This is a genomic window from Stenotrophomonas sp. GW821-FHT02D01, from assembly GCF_059421765.1.
The window spans coordinates 21,287-43,730 of the sequence record NZ_JBWKVP010000007.1; the positions used below are offsets into that span (position 1 = coordinate 21,287).

At 67.4% G+C, this 22,444-nt stretch carries 21 protein-coding genes; 14 read left to right on the top strand and 7 right to left on the bottom strand.

The features are described from left to right. Positions 1-4 precede the first annotated feature (4 nt). From nadD to AC07UW_RS14760, 5 genes are all read right to left on the bottom strand, one after another. Complete coding sequence (nadD, locus tag AC07UW_RS14740) at positions 5-670, bottom strand: nicotinate-nucleotide adenylyltransferase (RefSeq protein WP_313250792.1); 666 nt, start codon at positions 668-670, stop codon at positions 5-7. Between the two features lie 3 nt (positions 671-673). Next, the gene (gene holA, locus AC07UW_RS14745; RefSeq protein WP_495212310.1) at positions 674-1,711 is read right to left on the bottom strand and encodes a DNA polymerase III subunit delta; all 1,038 of its coding nucleotides are present in this window, start codon (positions 1,709-1,711) and stop codon (positions 674-676) included. Positions 1,712-1,723: 12 nt separating this feature from the next. Beyond that, positions 1,724-2,314: an LPS-assembly lipoprotein LptE gene (locus AC07UW_RS14750; RefSeq protein WP_495212311.1), complete on the bottom strand. Its 591-nt coding sequence runs from the start codon at positions 2,312-2,314 to the stop codon at positions 1,724-1,726. A gap of 139 nt (positions 2,315-2,453) precedes the next feature. Beyond that, the gene (gene leuS, locus AC07UW_RS14755) at positions 2,454-5,093 is read right to left on the bottom strand and encodes a leucine--tRNA ligase (protein WP_025879299.1); all 2,640 of its coding nucleotides are present in this window, start codon (positions 5,091-5,093) and stop codon (positions 2,454-2,456) included. A 105-nt stretch (positions 5,094-5,198) separates the two neighbouring features. After that, positions 5,199-5,807, bottom strand: a complete 609-nt coding sequence (locus AC07UW_RS14760) for a DUF998 domain-containing protein (protein ID WP_495212312.1) — start codon at positions 5,805-5,807, stop codon at positions 5,199-5,201. A 153-nt stretch (positions 5,808-5,960) separates the two neighbouring features. Between AC07UW_RS14760 and trxA the strand changes: the two genes are divergently transcribed. The 5 genes from trxA to AC07UW_RS14785 all read left to right on the top strand — a co-directional run bounded on the left by trxA (position 5,961) and on the right by AC07UW_RS14785 (position 11,573). Continuing rightward, positions 5,961-6,818, top strand: coding sequence for a thioredoxin (trxA, locus tag AC07UW_RS14765; RefSeq protein ID WP_447945413.1), 858 nt, complete (start codon positions 5,961-5,963; stop codon positions 6,816-6,818). Positions 6,819-6,925: 107 nt separating this feature from the next. Next, positions 6,926-8,626, top strand: a complete 1,701-nt coding sequence (locus tag AC07UW_RS14770) for a FecR family protein (protein ID WP_495212313.1) — start codon at positions 6,926-6,928, stop codon at positions 8,624-8,626. Beyond that, positions 8,623-10,257, top strand: a complete 1,635-nt coding sequence (locus tag AC07UW_RS14775) for a CHASE2 domain-containing protein (RefSeq protein ID WP_394198056.1) — start codon at positions 8,623-8,625, stop codon at positions 10,255-10,257. The genes AC07UW_RS14770 and AC07UW_RS14775 overlap by 4 nt, the downstream gene beginning before the upstream one ends. Positions 10,258-10,347: 90 nt before the next feature. Next, positions 10,348-10,800, top strand: coding sequence for a DUF4442 domain-containing protein (locus AC07UW_RS14780; RefSeq protein ID WP_032975063.1), 453 nt, complete (start codon positions 10,348-10,350; stop codon positions 10,798-10,800). A gap of 53 nt (positions 10,801-10,853) precedes the next feature. Continuing rightward, entirely contained in the window at positions 10,854-11,573 is a 720-nt protein-coding gene (locus tag AC07UW_RS14785) for a hypothetical protein (protein ID WP_312110850.1), read from the top strand. Positions 11,574-11,580: 7 nt separating this feature from the next. Here the strand turns inward: AC07UW_RS14785 and AC07UW_RS14790 are convergent, their stop codons facing one another. Then, positions 11,581-12,852, bottom strand: coding sequence for a hypothetical protein (locus AC07UW_RS14790; protein ID WP_495212314.1), 1,272 nt, complete (start codon positions 12,850-12,852; stop codon positions 11,581-11,583). Between the two features lie 84 nt (positions 12,853-12,936). On the opposite strand from AC07UW_RS14790, the gene AC07UW_RS14795 reads away from it, so the two are divergent. From AC07UW_RS14795 to rnfB, 9 genes are all read left to right on the top strand, one after another. Then, positions 12,937-13,620, top strand: a complete 684-nt coding sequence (locus tag AC07UW_RS14795; RefSeq protein ID WP_223496055.1) for a DUF502 domain-containing protein — start codon at positions 12,937-12,939, stop codon at positions 13,618-13,620. Beyond that, positions 13,617-14,402: a queuosine precursor transporter gene (locus AC07UW_RS14800; RefSeq protein WP_223496057.1), complete on the top strand. Its 786-nt coding sequence runs from the start codon at positions 13,617-13,619 to the stop codon at positions 14,400-14,402. The genes AC07UW_RS14795 and AC07UW_RS14800 overlap by 4 nt, the downstream gene beginning before the upstream one ends. A 96-nt stretch (positions 14,403-14,498) precedes the next feature. Further along, a complete protein-coding gene (locus AC07UW_RS14805) occupies positions 14,499-16,439 on the top strand; it encodes a DUF885 domain-containing protein (protein ID WP_495212315.1) in 1,941 nt (646 codons plus the stop codon). Between the two features lie 16 nt (positions 16,440-16,455). Continuing rightward, complete coding sequence (locus AC07UW_RS14810) at positions 16,456-17,526, top strand: serine hydrolase domain-containing protein (RefSeq protein ID WP_495212316.1); 1,071 nt, start codon at positions 16,456-16,458, stop codon at positions 17,524-17,526. Beyond that, positions 17,523-17,927, top strand: coding sequence for an SMU1112c/YaeR family gloxylase I-like metalloprotein (gloA2, locus tag AC07UW_RS14815; protein ID WP_223496065.1), 405 nt, complete (start codon positions 17,523-17,525; stop codon positions 17,925-17,927). Before AC07UW_RS14810 ends, gloA2 begins: the two co-directional genes overlap by 4 nt. 373 nt (positions 17,928-18,300) lie before the next feature. Then, positions 18,301-18,750 (top strand): DUF2147 domain-containing protein, encoded by a 450-nt coding sequence (locus tag AC07UW_RS14820; protein WP_025879086.1) that lies wholly within the window; start codon positions 18,301-18,303, stop codon positions 18,748-18,750. A 102-nt stretch (positions 18,751-18,852) separates the two neighbouring features. Further along, on the top strand, positions 18,853-20,931 hold the full coding sequence (gene metG, locus AC07UW_RS14825; RefSeq protein ID WP_495212317.1) for a methionine--tRNA ligase: 2,079 nt from the start codon (positions 18,853-18,855) through the stop codon (positions 20,929-20,931). Positions 20,932-21,007: 76 nt separating this feature from the next. Continuing rightward, positions 21,008-21,598, top strand: a complete 591-nt coding sequence (locus tag AC07UW_RS14830) for an HAD family hydrolase (protein ID WP_025879084.1) — start codon at positions 21,008-21,010, stop codon at positions 21,596-21,598. 24 nt (positions 21,599-21,622) lie between these two features. Next, entirely contained in the window at positions 21,623-22,036 is a 414-nt protein-coding gene (rnfB, locus tag AC07UW_RS14835; RefSeq protein ID WP_223496071.1) for an Rnf electron transport complex subunit RnfB, read from the top strand. Positions 22,037-22,088: 52 nt separating this feature from the next. Here the strand turns inward: rnfB and AC07UW_RS14840 are convergent, their stop codons facing one another. Further along, the gene (locus tag AC07UW_RS14840; RefSeq protein WP_223496073.1) at positions 22,089-22,436 is read right to left on the bottom strand and encodes a RidA family protein; all 348 of its coding nucleotides are present in this window, start codon (positions 22,434-22,436) and stop codon (positions 22,089-22,091) included. Positions 22,437-22,444: the final 8 nt, after the last annotated feature.

Here is a 22,444-nt window from a genome sequence, read left to right on the forward strand (position 1 = left end):
GTATTCACGAGGTGGCGGGGCGGTACAGGCCGTGGCCAGAAACGTAGTCGGCCACCGCCGGTGCCAGCATGGCCCGCCAGGGGCCGCCCGCGGCGATCTGGGCGCGCACGGCACTGGCCGATTCCTCGCGCAGCGGGTGGTGCAGGCGCAGGATGCGGCCGGCCGGGCTGGCAAACAAGGCCTGCTCGTTGTCGGCCCAGCGCCCCTCGGTGGCCTGCCCCAGCGCGCCGTCAACACTGGCCCGCAGCGGACTCCCCGGACGCTCGGCGACGATGAAATGGGCCAGCCCGAACAACGCCTGCCACTCATGCCAGCTGGGCAGGCCCAGCAGGCTGTCGGCCCCCACCAGCCACGCCAGTGGGCGGCTGGGGCCAAGTTCGGCCCGCAGTTCGCGCAGGGTATCGACCGTGTAGGAGGGTCTGCCGGGAAAGCGCGCAGCCCGATCCAGCTCATGACGGTCCAGCAGCAGGCCCGGCTCATCACCGATGGCCAGGCCGAGCATGGTGCAGCGTTGTTCGGCGGTCGCGCCCGGCACCGCGCGGTGCGGCGGGTCGGCGGCAGGCAGCATGCGCACCGCCACCTGCAGTTCATCGCGTGCGGCGCGCGCGATTGCCAGATGGCCCAGATGCACCGGGTCGAAGGTGCCCCCGTAGTAGATCCGCAGGCTCATGGATCAGGCCCGGGCGAGCAGGCGCACCGCACGCGCCTCGGCCACCGCCACCAGCAGGCGCTCAAGTGCAAGCCAGGCATCGCCGTCTGCGCGGCCCTTGGCGATGCGGTCAACCAGCCCTGCTTCGGCCACGAAACGCTCCCAGCGCTTGCCTTCCGGGTGCCGCTGCAGCGCGCGCTTGTAGGGCGCCTGCCGCGATTCCCAGATACCGCGGGATTTCATCTCCGCCGCCAGATTGCCGCCACGTGCCTGTACCCGTGCCAGGCCGGCACCGGCCAACAGCTCGCGGATCACGATCGGCATCAGCGCGGCCACGGCCTCGCCTTCGCCGCGCAACCCGGCCAGCATCCTCAATACCGCCTGGGGCTGGCCGGAGAAGGTGGCTTCCACCAGCCGGAACACGTCGTAGCGGGCAGCATCGGCCACCAGCGATTCCATCCGTTCCACGTCCAGGGTCTGGCCGTCGGCCAGCAATACGAGCTTGTCGATCTCCTGCGCAGCCGCCAGCAGGTTGCCTTCCACGCGTTCGGCCAAGCGCTGCACGGCCGCCGGCTCGGCGCGCAGGCCCCTGCCGCGCAGGCGCCGTTCGATCCAGTCCGACAGCTCATGCGGCTTGATGGCCCAGGCCACCGACAACACGCCGACGCGGTTCACCGCTTCGGCCCATTTGCCCTGGTGGGCCTTGCTCCATTCGTTGGCGGTGATCATCAGGATCACGTCCGGCGCCGGGTTGGCGCAGAACCGGCTGATCACCTCACCGCCGTCCTTGCCCGGCTTGCCACTTGGCAGGCGCACTTCCACCAGGCGGCGGGCACTGAACAGGCTGGGGGCATTGAAACTGGCGTCGAGCTGGTTCCAGTCGAAATCACGGCCATCGGCATCGAACACTTCGCGCTCGTCGATGCCGGCCGCACGTGCACGGGCACGCACGGCATCAGCCGCCTCCAGCACACGCAGCGTTTCCGGACCGGCGATCAGATAGACCGGCGCCAGCGCCGTGTCAGCGCCCTGCCCGGCCAGCTGTTCCGGTCGCAGTTCCATCAGGCGCCCGGCTCAGTGCTGGACGGCGGGTGCGGGCTCGACCGGATCGTGCTCGACCGGATCGTGCTCGACCGGCTTCGGCGCCGACAGGCTGCCGCCCTTTTCCAGTTCGGCGCGAACCACGCTGTCGATGCGGCGGATGATCGAGGCGGACATTTCCCGGCGCAGTTCATCGGCCAGGATCTCGCGCTCGGTGGTGGTACCGGTGGCGTCGGTCGGCGGCGACACGTAGTCGCGCGACAGTTCGATCACCTGCTGCGGCACCAGTTCGCTGCCATCTTCGCGGCGGAAGATGAAGATCACGGCATAGCGCAGGCTGTATTCCTGCGCGCGGCCCTGCGAGTCGATGGCGATGGGCAGGTCGCCCCAGCGTTCGGACAGCACCTGCAGCTGGGCGTTGGGGCCCTTGCTGTCCTCATCGGCCAAGCGCGCACCGGATGCCAGCAGGCTGCGGTTCAACAGCTTGACCAGCTCACTGTAGGGCGCGGTGGAGACCACCTTCACCGGCGCCGTGTCGGTCGGCAGCATCAGCTTGTTGCGCAGGTGGAAACCGCAGCCGGCGAGGCCGAGGACGAGAACGAGGGCAAGCAGGATTCGGGTCATGGAGACAGTCTGGCGGAGCCGGGCGATCACGGCAACAGACAGGGTGCCCGAGGCCGCGTGAACGCAGGGCCATCGGCCGGGCGTGCCCGGCGTGGCGACAACGCACCGACCGCCACGATGGCGGCCGGTGCCAGGTACATCAGGCAGCGACGATGTTCACGATCTTGCCGGGGACGATGATGATCTTGCGCACCGTCAGGCCTTCCAGGAACTTGGCCGCGTTCGGCTCGGCCAGCGCCAGCGCTTCAACCTGTTCGCGCGCGGCATCGGCGGCGACCTCGATCGTGCCGCGCAGCTTGCCATTGACCTGCACGGCCAGGGTCAGCGCATCGCGAACCAGCGCGCTGCTGTCGGCCTGCGGGAACGGCTGGTCTTCCAGTAGCGTTTCGCCATGGCCCAGCACCTGCCACAGGGCATGGCTGGCGTGCGGGGTGATCGGGTTGAGCAGCAGCACGATGGCCTGCAGCGCCTCCTGGCGCACGGCGCGCCCCTGCTCGCTGCCGTCCTCGAACTTGGCCAACGCGTTCATCAGCTCCATCACCGCGGCAATGGCGGTGTTGAAGCTGTGACGACGGCCGTAGTCGTCACCGACCTTGCCGATGGTCTCGTGGGTCTTGCGGCGCAGGGCCTTCTGGCTGGCATCCAGTGCAGCCGCGTCGAGCGCCGGTGCGGCGCCGTCGGCAGCGTGCTTCTGCACCTGTGCCCACAGGCGGCGCAGGAAACGGGCCATGCCGTCCACGCCGGCTTCGTTCCATTCCAGCGACTGTTCCGGCGGTGCAGCGAACATCGAGAACAGGCGCACGGTGTCGGCACCGTACTTGCCGACCATCGCCTGTGGGTCCACGCCATTGTTCTTCGACTTGGACATCTTCTCGGTACCACCGACCACCACCGGCTGACCGTCGGCGATCAGGGTGGCGCCGGTGATGCGGCCGCGCTCGTCGCGCTGCACTTCCACATCGGCCGGGTTGATCCAGTCCTTCGAGCCGTCCGGGTTCGGGCGATAGTAGGTCTCGGCGATCACCATGCCCTGGCACAGCAGGTTCCGCGCCGGCTCGTTGCTGTCCACCATCCGCGCGTCGCGCAGCAGCTTGTGGTAGAAGCGGAAATACATCAGGTGCAGGATCGCGTGCTCGATGCCACCGATGTACTGGTCCACCGGCAGCCAGTAGTTGCCACGCTTGTCGACCGCATCGCGGGCGCCCGGCGAGGTGTAGCGGGCGTAGTACCAGCTCGACTCCATGAAGGTGTCGAAGGTGTCGGTCTCACGCTCGGCCGCGCCGCCGCAGTCCGGGCAGGTGGTCTTGCGCCATTCTGGATCGGCCTTGATCGGCGAACCGGTGCCGACGAAGTTGACGTCTTCAGGCAGCACCACCGGCAACTGGTCTTCCGGTACCGGCACCGCGCCACACTTGTCGCAGTAGATCACCGGGATCGGGCAACCCCAGTAGCGCTGGCGGCTCACGCCCCAGTCGCGCAGACGGTAGTTCACCCGGCGCTGGCCCTGGGCCTTGCGCTCGAAACGCTCGGCCAGCGCTTCGAAGGCGCCCTGGAAGTCCAGGCCGTCGAATTCGTCGGAGTTGACCAGTTCGGTCTCGCGGGTCTTGTCGCCGTACCAGTCCTGCCAGCGCGTCGCGTCGTAGGCGCTCTCGTCCTTGCGCAGCGACTTCAGCGCGATGACCTGGCGGATCGGCAGGTTGTACTTGTTGGCGAATTCATTGTCGCGCTGGTCGTGGCCCGGTACGGCCATCACCGCGCCGGTGCCATAGCCCATCAGCACGAAGTTGGCGACCCACACCGGCACCTGGGCACCAGTAACCGGATGCACGGCGCGCAGGCCGGTATCCATGCCGCGCTTTTCCTGGGTCTCCAGCTCGGCCTCGGACACGCCGCCCTGCTTCATTTCCGACAGCAGCGCAGCCAGTTCCGGATTGTTCTTCGCGGCATGCAGCGCCAGCGGGTGTTCGCCGGCGATCGACACGAAGGTCACGCCCATCACGGTATCCGGGCGGGTGGTGAACACGCGCAGCGGATCCAGTGCGGCGCCATCGACGTCGCGCACATCGAACTGGATTTCCAGGCCTTCGGAACGACCGATCCAGTTGCGCTGCATGGTCTTGACCGAGTCCGGCCAGCCGTCCAGTTCATCCAGGCCGTCCAGCAGTTCCTGGGCGTAGTCGGTGATGCGCAGGAACCACTGCGGGATCTCACGCTTTTCCACCAACGCGCCGGAGCGCCAGCCACGGCCGTCGATGACCTGTTCGTTGGCCAGCACGGTCTGGTCGACCGGGTCCCAGTTCACCACCGCGTTGCGGCGGTAGGCCAGGCCCTTGCGCATCAGGCGGGTGAACATGCGCTGCTCGTGGACGTAATAGTCCGGGCGGCAGGTGGCGAACTCGCGCGACCAGTCGATGGCATAGCCCAGCGACTTCAGCTGGCTGCGCATGTGGTCGATGTTCTTGTAGGTCCAGGCGGCCGGCGCGGTCTTGTTCTTGATCGCGGCGTTTTCTGCTGGCAGGCCGAACGCGTCCCAGCCCATCGGCTGCAGGACGTTGTGGCCGGTCATGCGCTTGTAGCGGCTGATCACGTCGCCGATCGTGTAGTTGCGCACGTGGCCCATGTGCAGCGCACCGGACGGATACGGAAGCATCGACAGGCAGTAGTACTTCGGCTTGTCCGAGGCTTCATCGACCTCGAAGGCACGGGTAGCATCCCAGTACTGCTGGGCGGCGGATTCAACCTGCTGCGGATCGTAAACGTTGGGTTCGACGCTGGTCATGTAACACGCGGTTGCGGCGGCAAAGCGGTACAGCGTACCGCAGTGCGGCAAATGGCTCCAATCCTGCCTGCCGGACCGGCGCGCGGCGCGGCTGCGGGAAGCGTCTCAGCGCCCGCGCGACAGAGGCAGGGCCAGGGCCAGCCATAGCGCCCAGCAGGCAAAGGCCAACCGCTGCGCCAGCGCCGCCGGCAGTACCCCCGGCAGGCCGAACGCCAGCAGACCGGCACCGATTCCGCAGGCCAACGACAGCAGGCCCAGCCTGCGCCCGCCGGAATGCCGCAGCCGCGCCGCCCCCAGCATCACGCTGCCGGCAACAAAGGCCAGTGCCCAGACCATCCACACGCTGGCGTGCAGCTTGCTGGCAGGGCCCTGCATGCCAATCTGGTCTTCGAAATCCAGCGGCAGCAGGCCCATCGCGATGAAGGCGAGACCGGCCAGCAGCAGCATCTGGCTGCCCACGCGTGCCGTCCAGGCGGCGTCCACCGGCAGTTGCCGGCGCAGGCGCTCGGCCACGACCACCGCCAGAGCACCCGGCAGCACCAGGCCCAGCAGGTTGAAGCCCAGCGCATGGGGGATGCCGTGCGCGCCCAGCCAGGTCACCGGATGCATCGCCTGCGAATAGTCCGGCAGGGCCGCACCGAAGCCGGCCACCGACAGCACGAACAGGGCTGCGGCGAGCATGCCTACCCAACGATCCAGCCGAACCACGGACATTGCAGCCACTCTTCAGGAGAACATCAGGCCATTGTCACGGCAGCCGGCACCTGCGCCAAGCCGTCCGCGATTTCATGGTGGGCGTGACCGCAGGGTTGAGACCGGCAAGGTTCGTCACCATAGAATCGGTCTCCAGATGCCGAACGATGCCCCATGACCGAGACGACCTACGTATTCGATGCCACCACTGCCACCTTCGAGGCGGAAGTGCTGCAGAAGTCGCTGCAGACGCCGGTCCTGGTGGATTTCTGGGCGACCTGGTGCGAACCGTGCAAGACCCTCGGCCCGATGCTGGAGAAGCTGGCCGGCGAATACAACGGTGCCTTCGAGCTGGCCAAGGTCGATGTGGACAAGGAACAGCAGATCGCTGCGGCCTTCCAGATCCGTTCGGTGCCCACCGTATTCCTGGTCAAGGGTGGGCAGCTGGTGGACGGCTTCCCCGGCGCCCTGCCGGAAGGCCAGCTGCGTGAATTCCTGGCCCAGCATGGCGTTGTGCCGGCTGATGTCAGCGACACCATTGCCGAAGACGAAGCGCCGCTGGACCCGCAGGCACAGGTGGACGTGCTGCGCGCGCAGATCGCCGCCGAGCCGGACAAGGATGAGCTGAAGCTCGACCTGGCCCTGGCGCTGCTGCAGGTCGGCGGCGTGGACGAGGCCGCTACCCTGATCGATGCCCTGCCCGCCAACCTGGCCACCGATGACCGCGCCGTGCGTGGCCGCGCCCGGCTCTCCTTCGCCGCCGCGCTGAAGGATGCCCCGCCCGCCGAGGAGCTGGATGCGCGCATCGCCGCCGACGGCAAGGATCTGCAGGCACGCCACCTGCGGGGTGTGCAGCTGCTGCTGGCCGGCGAGGACGAAGCTGCGCTGGAACAGTTCCTCGAGATGCTGCGGATCGACCGCAGTTTCCAGGAAGGACTGCCGCGCAAGGCCCTGATCGATGCGTTCAACGTCATCGCCGATGAAGACCTGGTAGGCCGTTCGCGGCGCCGGATGGCCTCCCTGCTGTTCTGAACGGCACCGGCATCGTTCAGAATCCCTGCACTGAACGCGGGCAATAATGCCCGCGATGGTGGCCCCCAGGGCCGCCACGATCCGTTCGGGGGGATGAGGTCGGGGCCATGGGGTCTTGCAGCTGCGCCCCCGCTTTGCCGGGACAGCTATCCGTGACCGTTGGCCGCTCGTCGTCTTTCATCATGCGTTTCCTGCGCACACTGCTGTGTGCCCTCTGCCTGTGGCCGGCGCTTGCCGGCGCGCAGGACTGGAACTACCGGGTCCGCCCCGGCGATACCCTGTGGGATCTCGGCGCGGCCTACCTCAAGCCCAGCGTCGGCTGGCAGCAGCTGCAGCAGCACAACCGCATCGACAATCCGTACCGGCTGCCGCCGGGTGAACTACTGCGCTTCCCGATCGGCTGGCTGCGCGTTGAGCCCGCCCCGGCGCGGGTACTGGCCGTGCGTGGGCAGGTTGAACTGAGCGCGGCCGATGGCAGCAGCAGCCGCGCCGTGCGCGCAGGCGAACAGCTGCACATCGGCGACGCGATCCAGACCAAGGCCGATTCCAGCATCACCCTTGAGTTCGCCGATGCGTCGCGCTTGCAGCTGCGCGAATACTCACGCCTGCGCCTGGACCAGCTCAGCCGCTATGGCCGCACCGGCATGGTCGATACCCGCCTGCGCCTGCAGCAGGGGCGCGCCAGCAACCGGGTAACCCCTGCGCGCGGGCCGGCCTCGCGCTACATCATCGATGCCCCCACGGCCACCAGCAGCGTGCGCGGCACCGTGTTCCGGGTCAGTGCCGGCGATGATGCCCATGCCGGTGCCACCGAGGTACTGGAGGGCAAGGTGCAGGTCGGCAACCCGCATGGCCAGCGTTTGGTGCACCCCGGCCAGGCCAGCCGCAGCGCCGGCAGCGGAACGGCGCCCGAAGCCGTTTCCGGTTTGCTGCCGTCACCGCGCCTGCGTGCCGATGCGACCCGCCTGGGAGCCCTGCCGGCCCAGCTCGCGTGGGAGCCGGTGACCGGCGCCGATCACTACCGGGTCGAAGTGGTGCAGGCCGCCACCCCGGAAATCCTGTTGTTTGCCGCCGACACCGCCGACACCCGGCTGCTGATCGGCGAGCTGCCGCCAGGGACGCTGCGCCTGCTGCTGCGCGCAGTGGATGCACAGGGTGTGGAAGGCCTGGATGCCAGCGAGGATTTCGTCCTCGACGACCAGCCGCCACCGCCGCTGACCATTTCTCCGCTGCAGGGACAGGCGGTCAACAGCGACCGTCCCCGCTTCCACTGGAGCCAGGCGCCCGGTGCCAGCAGCAGCGTGCTGCAGGTGGCCGACGAGCCGCAGTTCCTGCAGCCGCTGCGCGAGCAGAGCACCGGCGGCACCGACCTGCGCCTGGGCCAGCCGCTACCTCCCGGCCAGTACTACTGGCGGGTCGCTTCGCGTGATGACCAGGGCCACCAGGGTCGCTATGGCCAGGCAGTGACGCTGCAACTGACCGATGAACCGGTGGACCCGGCACTACAACCGCCCGAAGCCACCGATGGCGAGCTGACCCTGCGCTGGCAGGCGGGAAGCGACGGGCAGCGCTACCGCGTGCAGGTCGATCGTGGCGGCGACTTCAGCGCGCCGCTGCTCGATACCACCGTCGACCAACCGCAGGTCAGCTTCAAGCGCCCGTGGCGCGGCACGCTGCACATCCGCGTGCAGTACATCGATGACGACGGCCATGCTGGCCCGTTCTCGCCCGCCCAGCAGGTCAAGCTGCCGTGTCGCCTGTGCTACGGCGCCAGCGGTGGTGCCCTGCTGCTGTGGCTGTTGCTGTGAGGCGCTCGCCGCTGCCGTGGTCGCGACGGATCCTGCTGGCCCTGCTGGCGGGTGTAGCGACGGCGGTGGTCAGCCATGGCCAGTGGCTGTGGCGGCAGGACGAAAGCGCGTACGACCTGATGGTCGGCAGCTGGGATTACCGCCCCGACCCCAGCGTGCTGATCGTGGCCATCGACGAAGGCAGCCTGCAGCGGCTGGGCCAGTGGCCGTGGCCGCGCTCGATGCATGCCCGCCTGCTGGACCGCTTGACCGACGCCGGTGCCGAGCGCGTCGCGCTGGACCTCATGCTGTCCGAGCCCGACCGTCGCGATGCGCGCCAGGATGCCGAGCTGGCAGCGGCGATCCGTCGCAACGGCCGTGTGGTACTGCCGGTGCTGGCCGCACCGGCTGCCGGCGACCGCATGGCCGAGGAAATGCTGCCCATTCCGCTGATTGCCGCCAGCGCCGCCGCCATCGGCCACAGTGACGTTGAAGTCGACGGCGATGGTGTCGCCCGCGGGGTCTACCTGCATGCGGGCATCGGCCAGGCACACTGGCCGGCACTCGGTCTGGCGTTGACCGGACTGCCACCGCAACGCGCACAGGGCCTGCCCGACCCTGACCCGGCGCTGGACTCGCCCTATCAATGGCGCCGCAATGATTACGTGCGCGTGCGTTATGCCGGGCCACCGGAACGCTTGCCGCAGGTGTCCTACGCCGATGTGCTGGAAGGGCGCGTGGATGCCTCGATGCTGCGTGGCAGGCGCATCGTGGTGGGCATGACGGCCAGCGGCATCACCACCCGCCTGTTGACCCCCACCACCCGCGAATACTGGATGAGCGGCAGCGAGTACCAGGCCAACATCGCCTCGATGCTGCTGCAGGACAAGCAGATCGACGTGTTGCCCCGCGCCTGGCAGGACGCCCTGGCCGGCCTGCTGGTGGCCATGTGCGTGCTGCTGCTGGGGCTGCGCCTGCCCTGGGTGGTTGCCCTATGCTCGCTACCGGCTGCGCCGCTGCTGAGCTGGTTGCTGCTGCGCACCGGCAGCCTCTGGTGGGCGCCGGCCAGCGCCCTGCTCGGCATCGTGCTGGTACTGACCGCGTGGGCGACCTGGCGGATCGCCTCCTGGCACCGCCAGGCCAACCGCGATGCGCTGACCGGACTCGGTAACCGACTGCGCTTCGAGCAGTCGCTGCAACAGGAATGCGATGCGGCGCGCCGCAGTGGCAAGCCACTGACCCTGGCCCTGATCGATGTCGACCACTTCAAGCATCACAACGATCGCCATGGCCACCAGGTCGGCGATCGCGTGCTGTGCGAAGTGGCCCGCCTGATCCAGGCGCATGCCCGGCGGCCGCGTGACATGGCTGCCCGCTACGGCGGCGACGAATTCGCACTGGTGCTGCCCGACACCCCGGTTGAAGGCGCACGGCAGGTGATCGAAGACCTGATCTCCTGCATCCGCGCCCTGCCGCCGCCCGGCGATGGCAGCAATTCAGGCGTCACCCTGACCATCGGCGTCTACACCCGTGTGCCTGACGGCGACCTGCAACCGCATCATTTCGTCGAAGGCGCCGACAACGCGCTTTACCGGGCCAAGGACAATGGCCGCGACGGCTATGTGATCGACGGCGGCCCGCCCGCGCCGTAGCGCCCGGCAGGCCTGTCGGAGTTGCTGCGGGCTACAACATACGCATGCGAATGGTTAGACTGGGTGCCCCGTCCCCTGCCCGGTTCCCGCATGAAAGCCAGCACGTTCCGCTTCGGCATCAACCTGTGGCCACCGTTCCTGTTCACCGGCATCCATGTCACCCGGATCACCCCGGACTACCGGCAGATCGACGTGGAACTGCGCCTGCGCCCCTGGAACCGCAACTATGTCGGCACCCACTTCGGCGGTAGCCTGTTCGCAATGACCGATCCGTTCTGGATGCTGGGCCTGATGCACACCCTGGGTCGTGATTACTACGTATGGGACCGCGCTGGTGCGATCGATTTCCTCAAGCCCGGTCGAGGCACAGTACGCACGTCTTTCCGCATCGACGATGCACTGCTGGATGAACTGCGCACGGCGGCGGCCGGTGGCGAAAAAGTGCTGCGCTGGTTCAGCAACGACGTGGTCGACGAAGCTGGCGAGGTGGTCGCGCAGGTACGCAAGCAGGTCTATGTGCGCTTGAAGCCACACGCACGGTAAAGCGGGCCGGCTGACGCCCGGCTATCCTCTGCAGCCCTGCCATGGAGGCTGCAATGCGCCTTTTCTCCTTTGCGGCGGCACTGACCGCCCTGCCCTTCGCCGCCACTGCACTGGACGTGCCGCCGGTGCGCTACCCCGCCGTGCCCGCGCACGCCGCCACGGCCGAGGGTTTCGTACCTGCCGGCTGGACGCTGGAATACAGGATCGAAGGCGACCTCGACCAGGACGGGCGCGCAGACCTCGCGCTGGTGCTGCGCCAGCAGGACCCGCGCAACATCATCGAACACGATGGGTTTGGCCCCTCGCCGTATGACAGCAACCCGCGCATCCTCGCCATCGCCTTCGCGCGACCGTCCGGTTACGTGCTGGCCGCGCAGAACCACACGCTCATTCCGCGGCCGGACTCGCCCGTGCTCAGCGATGCACTGGCCGAAGGCACCGGCGTGTCCATCCAGCGCGGCGCACTGCGGGTAGGGTTGTACTCGTTCTCCAGCGCGGGCAGCTGGTCGATGGGCACCACCACTTTCACGTTCCGCTGGCAGGAAGGCGACTTCGCGCTGATCGGCTACGACCGCGACTCGATGATGCGCAATTCCGGGCAGACCGAGGGCCTCAGCGTGAACTTCTCCACCGGCAAGGTGAAGCTGACCGAAGGCAGCATGCAGGACGACAAGGAACAGGTGCGTTGGCAGACCCTGCGTGACCGCAGGCGCTGGACTCTGGACAGCGTCGGTGATGGCTGGGCGTTCAATCCACTCGGCGACGGCGGCTGAGCGCGGGTCAATCAACCCGCAACGGCATCGACTGATACGGGCCTTCGCTTTCGCGCGCGGGTCCGCGCCGCAGTACCTGCACATAGCGGCCATCGGCAGACAGTGTTGGCGTACGGGCGTCCGAACGCCATTGCGCCGGTAACCGTGCCAGTGCATCTGCGGGTGGCCCGGGCTGCTGCCGCAGCCACCGCTGCGCGCCGAGCAGGCGGATCATCGCCGCCGCATCCTGGCTGCGCGCCGCGTACGGCGCATAGTGCGGCCCGGCGATGGCGCTCAATGTGCATCCCAGCGGATTGGCCATGCAGCGCACATCCCATCCGAGTGGTTGCGACGCAGTGAGCGGGACGTCGGCCGCCAGCGCCTGGGCTGCGGCAGGCCGGCACGCCCAGCCGAAGTTGCCGGCGATCCGGGCCAGGGTGTGGTCGCGATCCAGCAGCAGGCGGCTGCCTGCTGTCTGCGTGGACGCCTCGATGGCCGCCTTGTTCATCGCGAATTCGCCCTGCATCGCCTGGCACAGGCTCTGCTCGTCGGCTTTCAGCGGCTGCAGCGCCGCCTCGCAGGAGGCGGGCAGTACAAAGTCCGGTGATTGTTCAACCAGCATGTCGCCCAGCAACGCGACATGGGTCCTCACCACGGCAGCGCCCATCATGCTGTCCATCAGCGTGCTGCCGGTGCGCATCATCCGCCGCCCGAATCGAACCGATCTGCAGCCTCCCTCGACGGCACCGGCAACATCGCCCTGCAGATAGGCCAATGCCTGCGCACTGGCGCCATCCAACAGCGGCGTGTACGCCGGCAGAGGCAGGAGCTCGTTTCCGCTGGGCCGGAACGGGGAGTCGAAGCGATCATAGTCCGCCATCCGGGCCAGTCGCTCGTGCAGGCCGGCATGCCCGGCGTGGGCCTCAGCGAAGCGCTGCGGATCATTGCGTACCTGTGCCAGGCAGCCGACCGGCCCGACTGCACAACGACCTGCCCCATCCAGATTCAACGGTGCGTGCCTGGCGGCCAGCACCGACGCTTGCGACGCCTGCGCGGGCGCCGTCTGCCATTGCTGCAGATCTTCAGCCAATGCCGCCTCACGCTGGGCCAGGTCCAGCCCATCGAAGGGCAGCGTCCACAGCAGGGCGAAGCCGTTCCTGCCCTCGCTGCGATGCGCAGCTTCAAGAAGGCGGACATCCTCCCGCTGGGCGGCCGACAACGGCCAGAACCTCGACAGCAGCCATGCTGCGATGGCGATCACCAGAAGACCCAGCATTGCCCAGCCCAACCACCGCAGCATCCTCAACACAGCATCCCTTCCCTGCATGGCCAACGCCGCCAACGGACAGCGTAAACGAGCGGCCGCGACAGCTACAATGCGCGCATGTCGCTCGATGCCCCCGCCCTGGTTCCCCGCCCCTCCCTGCAGCGCCTGTTCCTGACCGGCCTGCTGACCCTGTTGCCGATCTGGCTGACCTGGGTGGTGGTCAAATTCGTGTTCGTGCTGCTGTCGGGCATCTCCAGCCCGCTGGTCGTGCCGCTGTCCGAACAGATCGCGACCAACTTCCCGCATTATCTCGGCTGGGTCCGCGCCGAATGGATCCAGAACACCATCGCCCTGCTGGCCACCCTGCTGGTGATCCTGGCGGTGGGCGTGGCCAGCCGCCGCGTGGTCGGCCAGCGCCTGCTGCGCTGGGTCGGCGCGGTCATCAAGCGCATTCCGCTGGCCAGCATCATCTATGACAGCGCCAAGAAGCTGCTGGACATGCTGCAGACCGAGCCGGGCAGCACCCAGCGCGTGGTGCTGATCGATTTCCCGCACCGCGACATGAAATCGGTCGGCCTGGTCACCCGGGTCATCAAGGAACAGGGCACCGACCGCGAACTGGCGGCCGTCTATGTGCCGACCACGCCGAACCCGACCTCGGGCTATCTGGAAATCGTGCCCGTCGAACTGCTCACCCCGACCGACTGGACGGTGGACCAGGCGATGAGCTTCATCATTTCCGGCGGTGCAGTGGCGCCCTCCAGCGTTCCGTTCACCCGCGCTGGCGATCGTTCCGAATGAGCGAGGCGTCGCACGCGCGCCCGCTGCAGGACCGCGCGGTCCTGCTGTTCATCGTGTTGGCCGCGTTCTTCTGTGGCAACGCAGTACTGGCCGAACTGATCGGGGTGAAGATCTTCGCCCTGGAAGACACCCTCGGCATCGATCCGCTGAACTGGAACCTGTTCGGCCAGACCGGTTCGTTGAGCTTCACCGCCGGCACGCTGCTGTGGCCGGTGGTGTTCATCATGACCGACACCATCAACGAATTCTTCGGCAAGCGCGGGGTGCGTTTCATCTCGTGGCTGGCGGTGGTGCTGATCGCCTACGGTTTCCTGTTCGCCTTCGCTGCGATCTCGCTGGCACCGGCCAGCTGGTGGGTGACCTCGATGGATGCCCACGGCGTGCCCGATTACCAGGCCGCGTTCGCGGCGGTGTTCGGACAGGGCATGTGGACCATCGCCGGCTCGCTGGTGGCGTTCCTGTTCGGCCAGTTGATCGACGTGGCGGTGTTCCACCGCATCCGCCAGGCAACCGGCGAGCGCCATGTATGGCTGCGCGCCACGGGTTCCACTGCAGTCTCGCAGCTGGTGGACAGCTTTGTGGTGATCTGGATCGCCTTCGTGCTCGGCCCGCAGCACTGGCCGACATCGCTGTTCCTGGCGGTCAGCAGTGTCAACTATGTCTACAAGATGGGCTTCGCGATCGCCCTGATTCCGTTGCTGTACCTGATGCGCCGCGCAATCACCCGCTATCTGGGCGAGCAGCGTGCCGTCGACCTGCGCGCTGCGGCCGCGGCTGACTGAAGCCCCAGCGGCGCGCAAGCTGACTGCGCCCTCACGCTGGCCGTACGCGCGCGGATCGTGCAAGCTCCACGGTCTGTGTTCCACGGAAGCTTCTTGATGCCGTATTCCCCCCGCGTCCTGGCCGCTGCCATCGCCGCGTTGTTCCTGTTCAGCGCCGTACCGCCGGCCGAAGCAGCGAAGAAGAAGGGCAGCCGCCCCGCCGCCGCGCAGACCCGCCAGGCTGCCAAGCCGAAGGCCCGCGCCGGCACACGTGCCACCACGCCGGCCCGCGGCAGCTCGGCGCGCCGCGCCGCGCCGCGTCCGGTCGCCCCGGCCCGCGCAGTGCCCAAGCAGGTGCAGCTGGAGCTCTTATACGACGAGTACTGGGATGCCTCCATGCGGTTGAACCCGCTGCAGGCTACCTTCCAGGGCGAACCGCGTTACAACGACCAGTTGCCCAATATCCTCTCCGCCGCCTGGCGCCAGCAATCGCACGACTTCACCACCGAGTGGCTGGGCAAGGTCGAGAAGATCGGCAGCGACGGCCTGCAGGGGCAGGACCTGCTCAGCTACGAGATCTTCGTGCGCGACGCCCGCGCTTCGCTGGCCGCCGAACGTTATCCGAGCTGGATGATGCCGATCAGCCAGTACTACAACGTCGGCAGCATCATGGCCATCCTCGGCGCCGGTGCTGGCGCACAGCCGTTCAACACGGCCAAGGACTACGACACCTGGTCGCGACGCTCGCTGGGCATCCCCGATCTGTTCGACCAGGCCATCGCCAACATGCGCCAAGGCATGAAGGCTGGTGTGGTGCAACCGCGCGACCTGATGGAAAAGGTCCTGCCGCAGCTGGATGCGGTGATCAAGCCGACCGCCGAAGAGAGCATCTTCTGGTCGCCGATCCGGACCATGCCCGAGTCCATCTCCGCCGAAGACAAGGCGCGCATCAGCGGCGAGTACAAGCGCATGATCGAACTGCGCATCATGCCGGCCTACCGCGCCCTGCGTGGCTTCATCGCCACCGAATACCTGCCTGCCACGCGCAGCAGCAGCGGTCTGGGCGCACTGCCCGACGGTCAGGCCTGGTATGCCAACCTGATCGTGCAGACCACTGCCAGCCAGCAGACCGCCGCGCAGCTGCATGCGCTGGGCGAGCAGCGCGTGCAGGAGCTGCAGGCGCAGATCACCACGGTGATGCGCGACGGCAAGCTGCGCAGTTCGCAGGCCAAGCTGCTGCGCAGCATGCGCAACGACCGCCAGTTCCAGTACAGCGATGCCAACGCGCTGCTCAACCGCTACCGGCAGGTGCAACAGCAGGTCGATGCACGCCTGCCGCAGGTACTGGATACCCTGCCGAAGGCGCCGCTGCAGATCCATGCAGTGGAGCCGGAGCGTGCCATGACCGCCGCCGCAGCCTCCTACCAGCCGTCGCCCCCAGGACAACCCGGCGTGCTGTTCGTCAACACCCGCGACCTGCCCAGCCGCAAGCGCTGGAACGTGCCGGTGCAGTACCTGCATGAAGCCATTCCCGGGCACCATGTGCAGCTGGGCCTGCAGCAGGAATTGACCAAGCTGCCGCGCTTCCGCCGCCTCGGCGGTGACCTTGCCTTCGTCGAAGGCTGGGGCCTGTATGCGGAAACCCTCGGCGAAGACCTCGGCGCCTACACCGATCCGTACGACCACATCGGCTATCTGTATTCGCGCCTGCTGCGCGCCGCACGCGTGGTCGCCGACACCGGCGTGCATGCGCAGGGCTGGAGCAAGCAGCAAGCCGTGACCTATCTGCAGAAGACCGTCGACATGAGCGCTGACGATGCCAATGCGGAAGTGGAACGGATCATGGCCCAGCCTGGCCAGGCACTGTCCAACGTGGCAGGCCTGACCACGATCATCGCCCTGCGTGACAAGGCCAAGGCACGCCAGGGCGCAGCGTTCGACCTGCGCCGCTTCCATGCCGAAGTGCTGAAGGACGGTTCGATGCCACTGGATGTACTGGACCACAAGATCGAACGCTGGCTGGCCCAGCCGGCCACTACACCAGCACCCGCACCCTGACCGTCACGGAGCTGCCATGCGCCCTGCCGCCCTGCTGTGCGCCACCGTCCTCGCCCTGCTGCCGTCGCTGACCGTGGCGGCGGTACCGGTGGCGCCGCCGGATACAGGCATTGATGGCCTGATGCAGGCCTACGACGGCCAGGTGCCAGGTGCGGCGGTGCTCGTGCTGCACGACGGGCAGCCGGTGTTCCGTCGCGGCTACGGCCTGGCCGTGGTTGAAGATGGCAGCGCAGTCACGCCGGCCAGCAACTTCCGCCTGGCCTCGGTCAGCAAGCAGTTCACCGCTGCGGCCGTGCTGTTGCTGGTCGAGGACGGCCGCCTGGCGCTGGACCAGCCCGCGCGGCGCTGGCTGCCGGAACTGCCGCCCGCTGCTGCCGGCATCACCCTGCGCCAGTTGCTGTCGCACACCAGCGGCCTGCTGGACTACGAAGACCTGATGGACACTGCCGACACCCGGCAGGTGCACGACACCGATGTGCTGGCGCTGTTGGCCCGCGAAGATCGACTCGCCTTCGCACCCGGCAGCCAGTACCGCTACAGCAACAGCGGCTACGCACTGCTGGCGCTGATCGTCGGCCGCGCCGCCGGCAGCGACTTTGCCAGCTTCCTGCAGCAGCGCATTTTCAGGCCGCTGGGCATGGCGCACACCGTCGCCCACCAGGATGGTGTCGACGTGGTGGCGCAGCGTGCCTATGGCTACAGCGAGGTCGACGGCCGCTGGCAACGCACCGACCAGAGCACCACCAGCGCCGTACTCGGCGACGGTGGCATCTACTCCTCGCTGGACGACCTCGCCCGCTGGGACGCGGCCCTGTACGACGACCGCCTGCTCTCGGCCGCATCACGCAAGGCCATGTTCAGCCCGGCCACCGCCACCACCAAACCCGACGTGCCGCATTACGGCTTCGGCTGGCGCCTGAACGGCCGCATGCACTGGCACAGCGGCGAGAGCATCGGCTTCCGCAATGTGATCCTGCGCTACCCGGACAAACACTTGACCGTGATCGTGCTGAGCAACCGCAACGCCCCCGAACCCTATCCGCTGGCGTTGAAGATCGCCCAGCGCTGGCTGGACACCCTGCAATGACCACCGAAACCACCGGCCTGCTGGGCATCCACCATGCCGCACTGATCTGCAGCGACTACGCCCGCTCGAAAGACTTCTACGTGCGCGTGCTGGGCCTGCGCATACTGGCCGAGAACCACCGCGCCGTACGCGACTCGTGGAAGCTGGACCTGGCCCTACCCGATGGCGGCCAACTGGAGCTGTTCTCTTTCCCCTCGCCGCCCGCACGGCCCAGCCGTCCCGAAGCCCAGGGCCTGCGCCATCTCGCATTCCGGGTAGCCGCGCTGGAACCCTTCATCGAACGCCTGGCCCGCCACGGCGTGGAATGCGAACCGATCCGCGTGGACGAATACACCGGCCGCCGCTTCACCTTCTTCGCCGACCCCGACGACCTGCCGCTGGAGCTGTACGAGACCGGTTGAGCGATTTTCAATCGCGGAAATTCATCCACGCATGGCATGGATCTGCGTGTCGACCAAGGTCGACACCCACCAAGAGCAGGCCATGCCATTCCGGCAGATCGCGAAAATCTGTCGAAGGCGGGGTGGGTCCGGTTGCGGGGGTGTCCGCGGCATGGATGCCGCGGCCAAGCCCCCATGGACGGGTTTACGGCGTCCCCCGCAACCGGCCCCACCCCGCCATCCCACGGAATGCACGCTGTTGCCGTGCTGTTGCTGTTGCCGTGGCGGGTGCCGGGCGCAGCCCGGCCAAAGCCCCCCTTCCCCATACCCCGCCGAATGGGTATACAGTCGACCCGTACCGGCATCGTGCCGGAATGAACCCTGGGAGGGGACCATGCGCAAGACCTTCAAGACCCTGCTGCTGGCGCTGCCGCTGTGCCTGGCCGCGCTCTCCGCGCAGGCCGCCGACAGTGCCGCCGGCCGCTGGAAGACCATCGACGACAAGACCGGCAAGGTGAAGTCGATCGTCGAGATCAGCCAGGCCGCCAACGGCACGCTGTCCGGCAAGGTGGTCGAAATCCTGCACTCGGACAAGGGCCCGAACCCGGTCTGCGATGGTTGCGAGGGCGCCAACAAGAACAAGCCGGTGAAGGGCATGACCATTCTCTGGAACCTGAGCCAGGACAAGGGCACCACCAGCAAGTGGTCCGGTGGCACCATCCTCGACCCGGCCAACGGCAAGACCTACCGCTCGAAGATCGAGCTGCAGCCGGGCGGCGGCAAGCTGGACGTGTCCGGCTGCATCGCCTTCATCTGCCGCGCGCAGACCTGGGTCCGCGAGTAAGCGTCACGGCCCCGGCAATGCCCTGGTGACCCGGCTCCGGCCGGGTCACTGCGTTGCGGGCATGCGATAATCTTCGGTTCCCCCTGGCTGCACCCCGTGACCATGACCCGTACCGCGCTCGTCACCACCGCCCTGCCCTACGCCAACGGCCCGCTGCACCTGGGCCACCTGGTCGGCTACATCCAGGCTGACATCTGGGTGCGTGCGCGTCGAATGAGCGGCGGCAAGGCCTGGTTCGTGTGCGCCGACGACACCCACGGCACGCCGATCATGCTGGCTGCGGAGAAGGCCGGGGTCACCCCGGAAGCCTTCATCGCCAACATCCAGGCCAGTCACGAACGCGATTTCGCCGCCTTCGGCGTCGCCTTCGACCATTACGACTCGACCAATTCGGCGGCCAACAAGGCGCTGACCGAGGCGTTCTACCTGAAGCTGGAAGCCGCTGGCCACATCAGCCGCCGTTCGGTGGCGCAGTTCTACGACCCGGCCAAGGGCATGTTCCTGCCCGACCGCTACGTCAAGGGCATCTGCCCGAACTGCGGCAGCGCCGACCAGTACGGCGACAACTGCGAAGTCTGCGGCGCCACCTATGCGCCGACCGACCTGAAGGAACCGCGCTCGGTGATCTCCGGTGCCACCCCGGAAATGCGTGATTCGGAGCACTTCTTCTTCGAGGTGGGCCACTTCGACGGCTTCCTGCGCGACTGGCTGGCCGGCGATGTCGCCCTGCCCGGTGTGAAGGCCAAGCTCGGTGAATGGCTCAACGCCGAAGGTGGCCTGCGTGCGTGGGACATCTCGCGCGATGCGCCGTACTTCGGTTTCGAGATTCCCGGCCAGCCGGGCAAGTACTTCTACGTCTGGCTGGACGCGCCGATCGGCTACCTGTCCAGCTTCCAGACGTTGTGCGGCAAGATCGGCGAGGATTTCGAAGCGCATCTGCGCGCCGGCACCAGCACCGAGCTGCATCATTTCCTCGGCAAGGACATCGTCAATTTCCATGGCCTGTTCTGGCCGGCGGTGCTGCACGGCACCGGCCACCGCGCGCCGACCCGCCTGCACGTCAACGGCTACCTGACCGTCGATGGCGCGAAGATGAGCAAGTCGCGCGGCACCTTCGTGATGGCGCGTACGTTCCTCGATGCCGGCCTGGAGCCGGAGGCACTGCGTTACTACTTCGCCGCCAAGTCCGGTGGTGGCGTCGACGACCTCGACCTGAACCTGGGCGACTTCATCGCGCGCGTCAACGCCGATCTGGTCGGCAAGTTCGTCAACCTCGCCAGCCGCTGTGCCGGTTTCATCAGCAAGCGCTTCGATGGCCAGTTGGCCGCGCAGCTGCCCGACGCGGCGCAGTACCAGCGCTTCGTCGATGGCCTGGCACCGATCCGTGAGGCGTACGAACGCAACGACCCGGCTGCGGCGATCCGCCTGACCATGACCCTGGCCGATGAAGCCAACCGCTACATCGACGACGTCAAGCCGTGGGTGATCGCCAAGCAGGAAGGCGCCGACGCGCAGCTGCAGGCGGTCTGCAGCCAGGGCCTGAACCTGTTCCGCGTACTGGTCACCGCCCTGAAGCCGGTGCTGCCGGCGACCGCCGCGCAGGCCGAGGCCTTCCTGGCCGCGCCGGTGAATGACTGGACCGAGCTGGCGCAGCCGCTGCTCGGCCACCGCATCACCGAGTACACCCCGCTGTTCACCCGTATCGACCCGAAGAAGATTGACGCCATGATCGACGCCTCCAAGGACACCCTGACCGCTGCCGCTGCAGCCCCCGCTGCCAAGGTGGAAGCCGCAAAGCCTGCCGCACCGGTGCTGGCCAAGGACGAAGCAAACAGCGCTGACGCCCCGGCCTACATCGGCATCGACGACTTCGCCAAGCTCGACCTGCGCATCGGCAAGGTGCTGGTGTGCGAGTTCGTGGAAGGCTCGGACAAGCTGCTGCGTTTCGAACTGGATGCCGGCGACCTCGGCAAGCGCCAGATCTTCTCCGGCATCCGCGCCAGCTATGGCGAGCCGGAAGCGCTGGTCGGCCGCAGCGTGGTGTTCATCGCCAACCTGGCCCCGCGCAAGATGCGCTTCGGCCTGAGCGAAGGCATGATCCTGTCGGCCGGCTTCGACGGTGGCGCGCTGGCGCTGCTGGACGCCGACAGCGGCGCGCAGCCGGGCATGCCGGTTCGTTGATGCAACACGGGCGCGGCCCCGGCCGCGCCCGGTCATGAGCACTGCGAAGGGAGGTACCGTGATGGGAGATGCTGCGTTGGAACTGGCGCTGTTCGACTTCGACCACACCGTTACCACCTGCGACACCTACGGCCGCTTCCTGCGCCGGGTCGCCACCGCCGAACAGCTGGCACAGGCCTGGTGGAAAGTCGGCCCATGGCTGCTGGCCTACAAGCTGAAGCTGATCTCCGCCGAGCGCATCCGCGCACGGGTGACCCGGTTGACCTTCAGCGAACGCCACGCCGATGACATCGAGACGCTGGCCGCGGGTTTTTCCCGTGAGTTCCTGCCCGATGTCGTGCGTCCGGAAATGCTGGAGCAGATCCGCTGGCACAAGGAGCAGCAGCACACCGTGGTGGTGGTATCCGGTTCACTGGACCTGTACCTGCGGCCATGGTGCGAACAACTGGGCCTGCAGCTGATCTGCAATCGGCTGGAAAGCGAAAGCGGACGCCTGACCGGCCGCTACGCCGGTGGCGATTGTGGCCCACGCAAGGTCGAGCACATCCGTCGCCAGTTCGATCTGTCACGCTACACACGCATCCATGCCTACGGTGACAGCGCCGAGGATCGTCCGATGCTGGCCCTGGCGCACGAGCGCTGGTACCGCGGCAAACCCCTGAAGTAACCCAACGCGCAGCCTTCGCCACGCATGAGCCTGATTCCGCCCCTGACCGAACGCCTGGACCGCTTGCTGCCGCAGACCCAATGCGGGCAATGCGGCTACGACGGCTGCCGCCCGTATGCGCAGGCGATGGCACGTGGCGAGGCTGGCGTGGATCGTTGTCCGCCGGGCGGCGATGCCGGTGCGCGGGCGTTGGCGCAGGTGCTGGGTGTGTCGGCGCTGCCGTTTGATCGATCGCGGGGCGAGCACAAGGCGCCGCAGGTGGCGTTGATCGTGGAGGCTGACTGCATCGGCTGCACGAAGTGCATACAGGCGTGCCCTGTGGATGCGATCGTCGGCGGGGCGAAGTACATGCACACGGTGATTGCGGATCTGTGCACGGGGTGCGAGTTGTGTATTCCACCTTGTCCGGTGGATTGCATCGAGCTGGTGAAACTGTAGCGAGGTCAGATCCCTTTTCCGGAGGAAAAGGGATCTGATCCCTGTCCTGTCATTACGGCACGGCCGCCGTAACGATGATCTCGACCTTCCATTCGGCGTGCGCAAGCTTGGCTTCGACGGTGGCACGGGCCGGTGTCGCGCCGTCCACCACCCACTCGTCCCACGCCTTGTTCATGCCCTCGAAATCGGCCATGTCGGCCAGGAAGATCTCCGCACGCAGCACGTGCTGGCGGTCACTGGCCACCAGCGCCAGCAGCTTGTCGATCTCGGCCAGTACCTGCCGGGTCTGCCCGGTGATGTCCTGGCTGGTGTCTTCCGGAATCTGGCCGGAAAGGTAGGCGACCTTGTTGTACACGGTCATCTCGGACATGCGCGGTCCGACGTCGTAACGCTCCATCATGGGCGTGG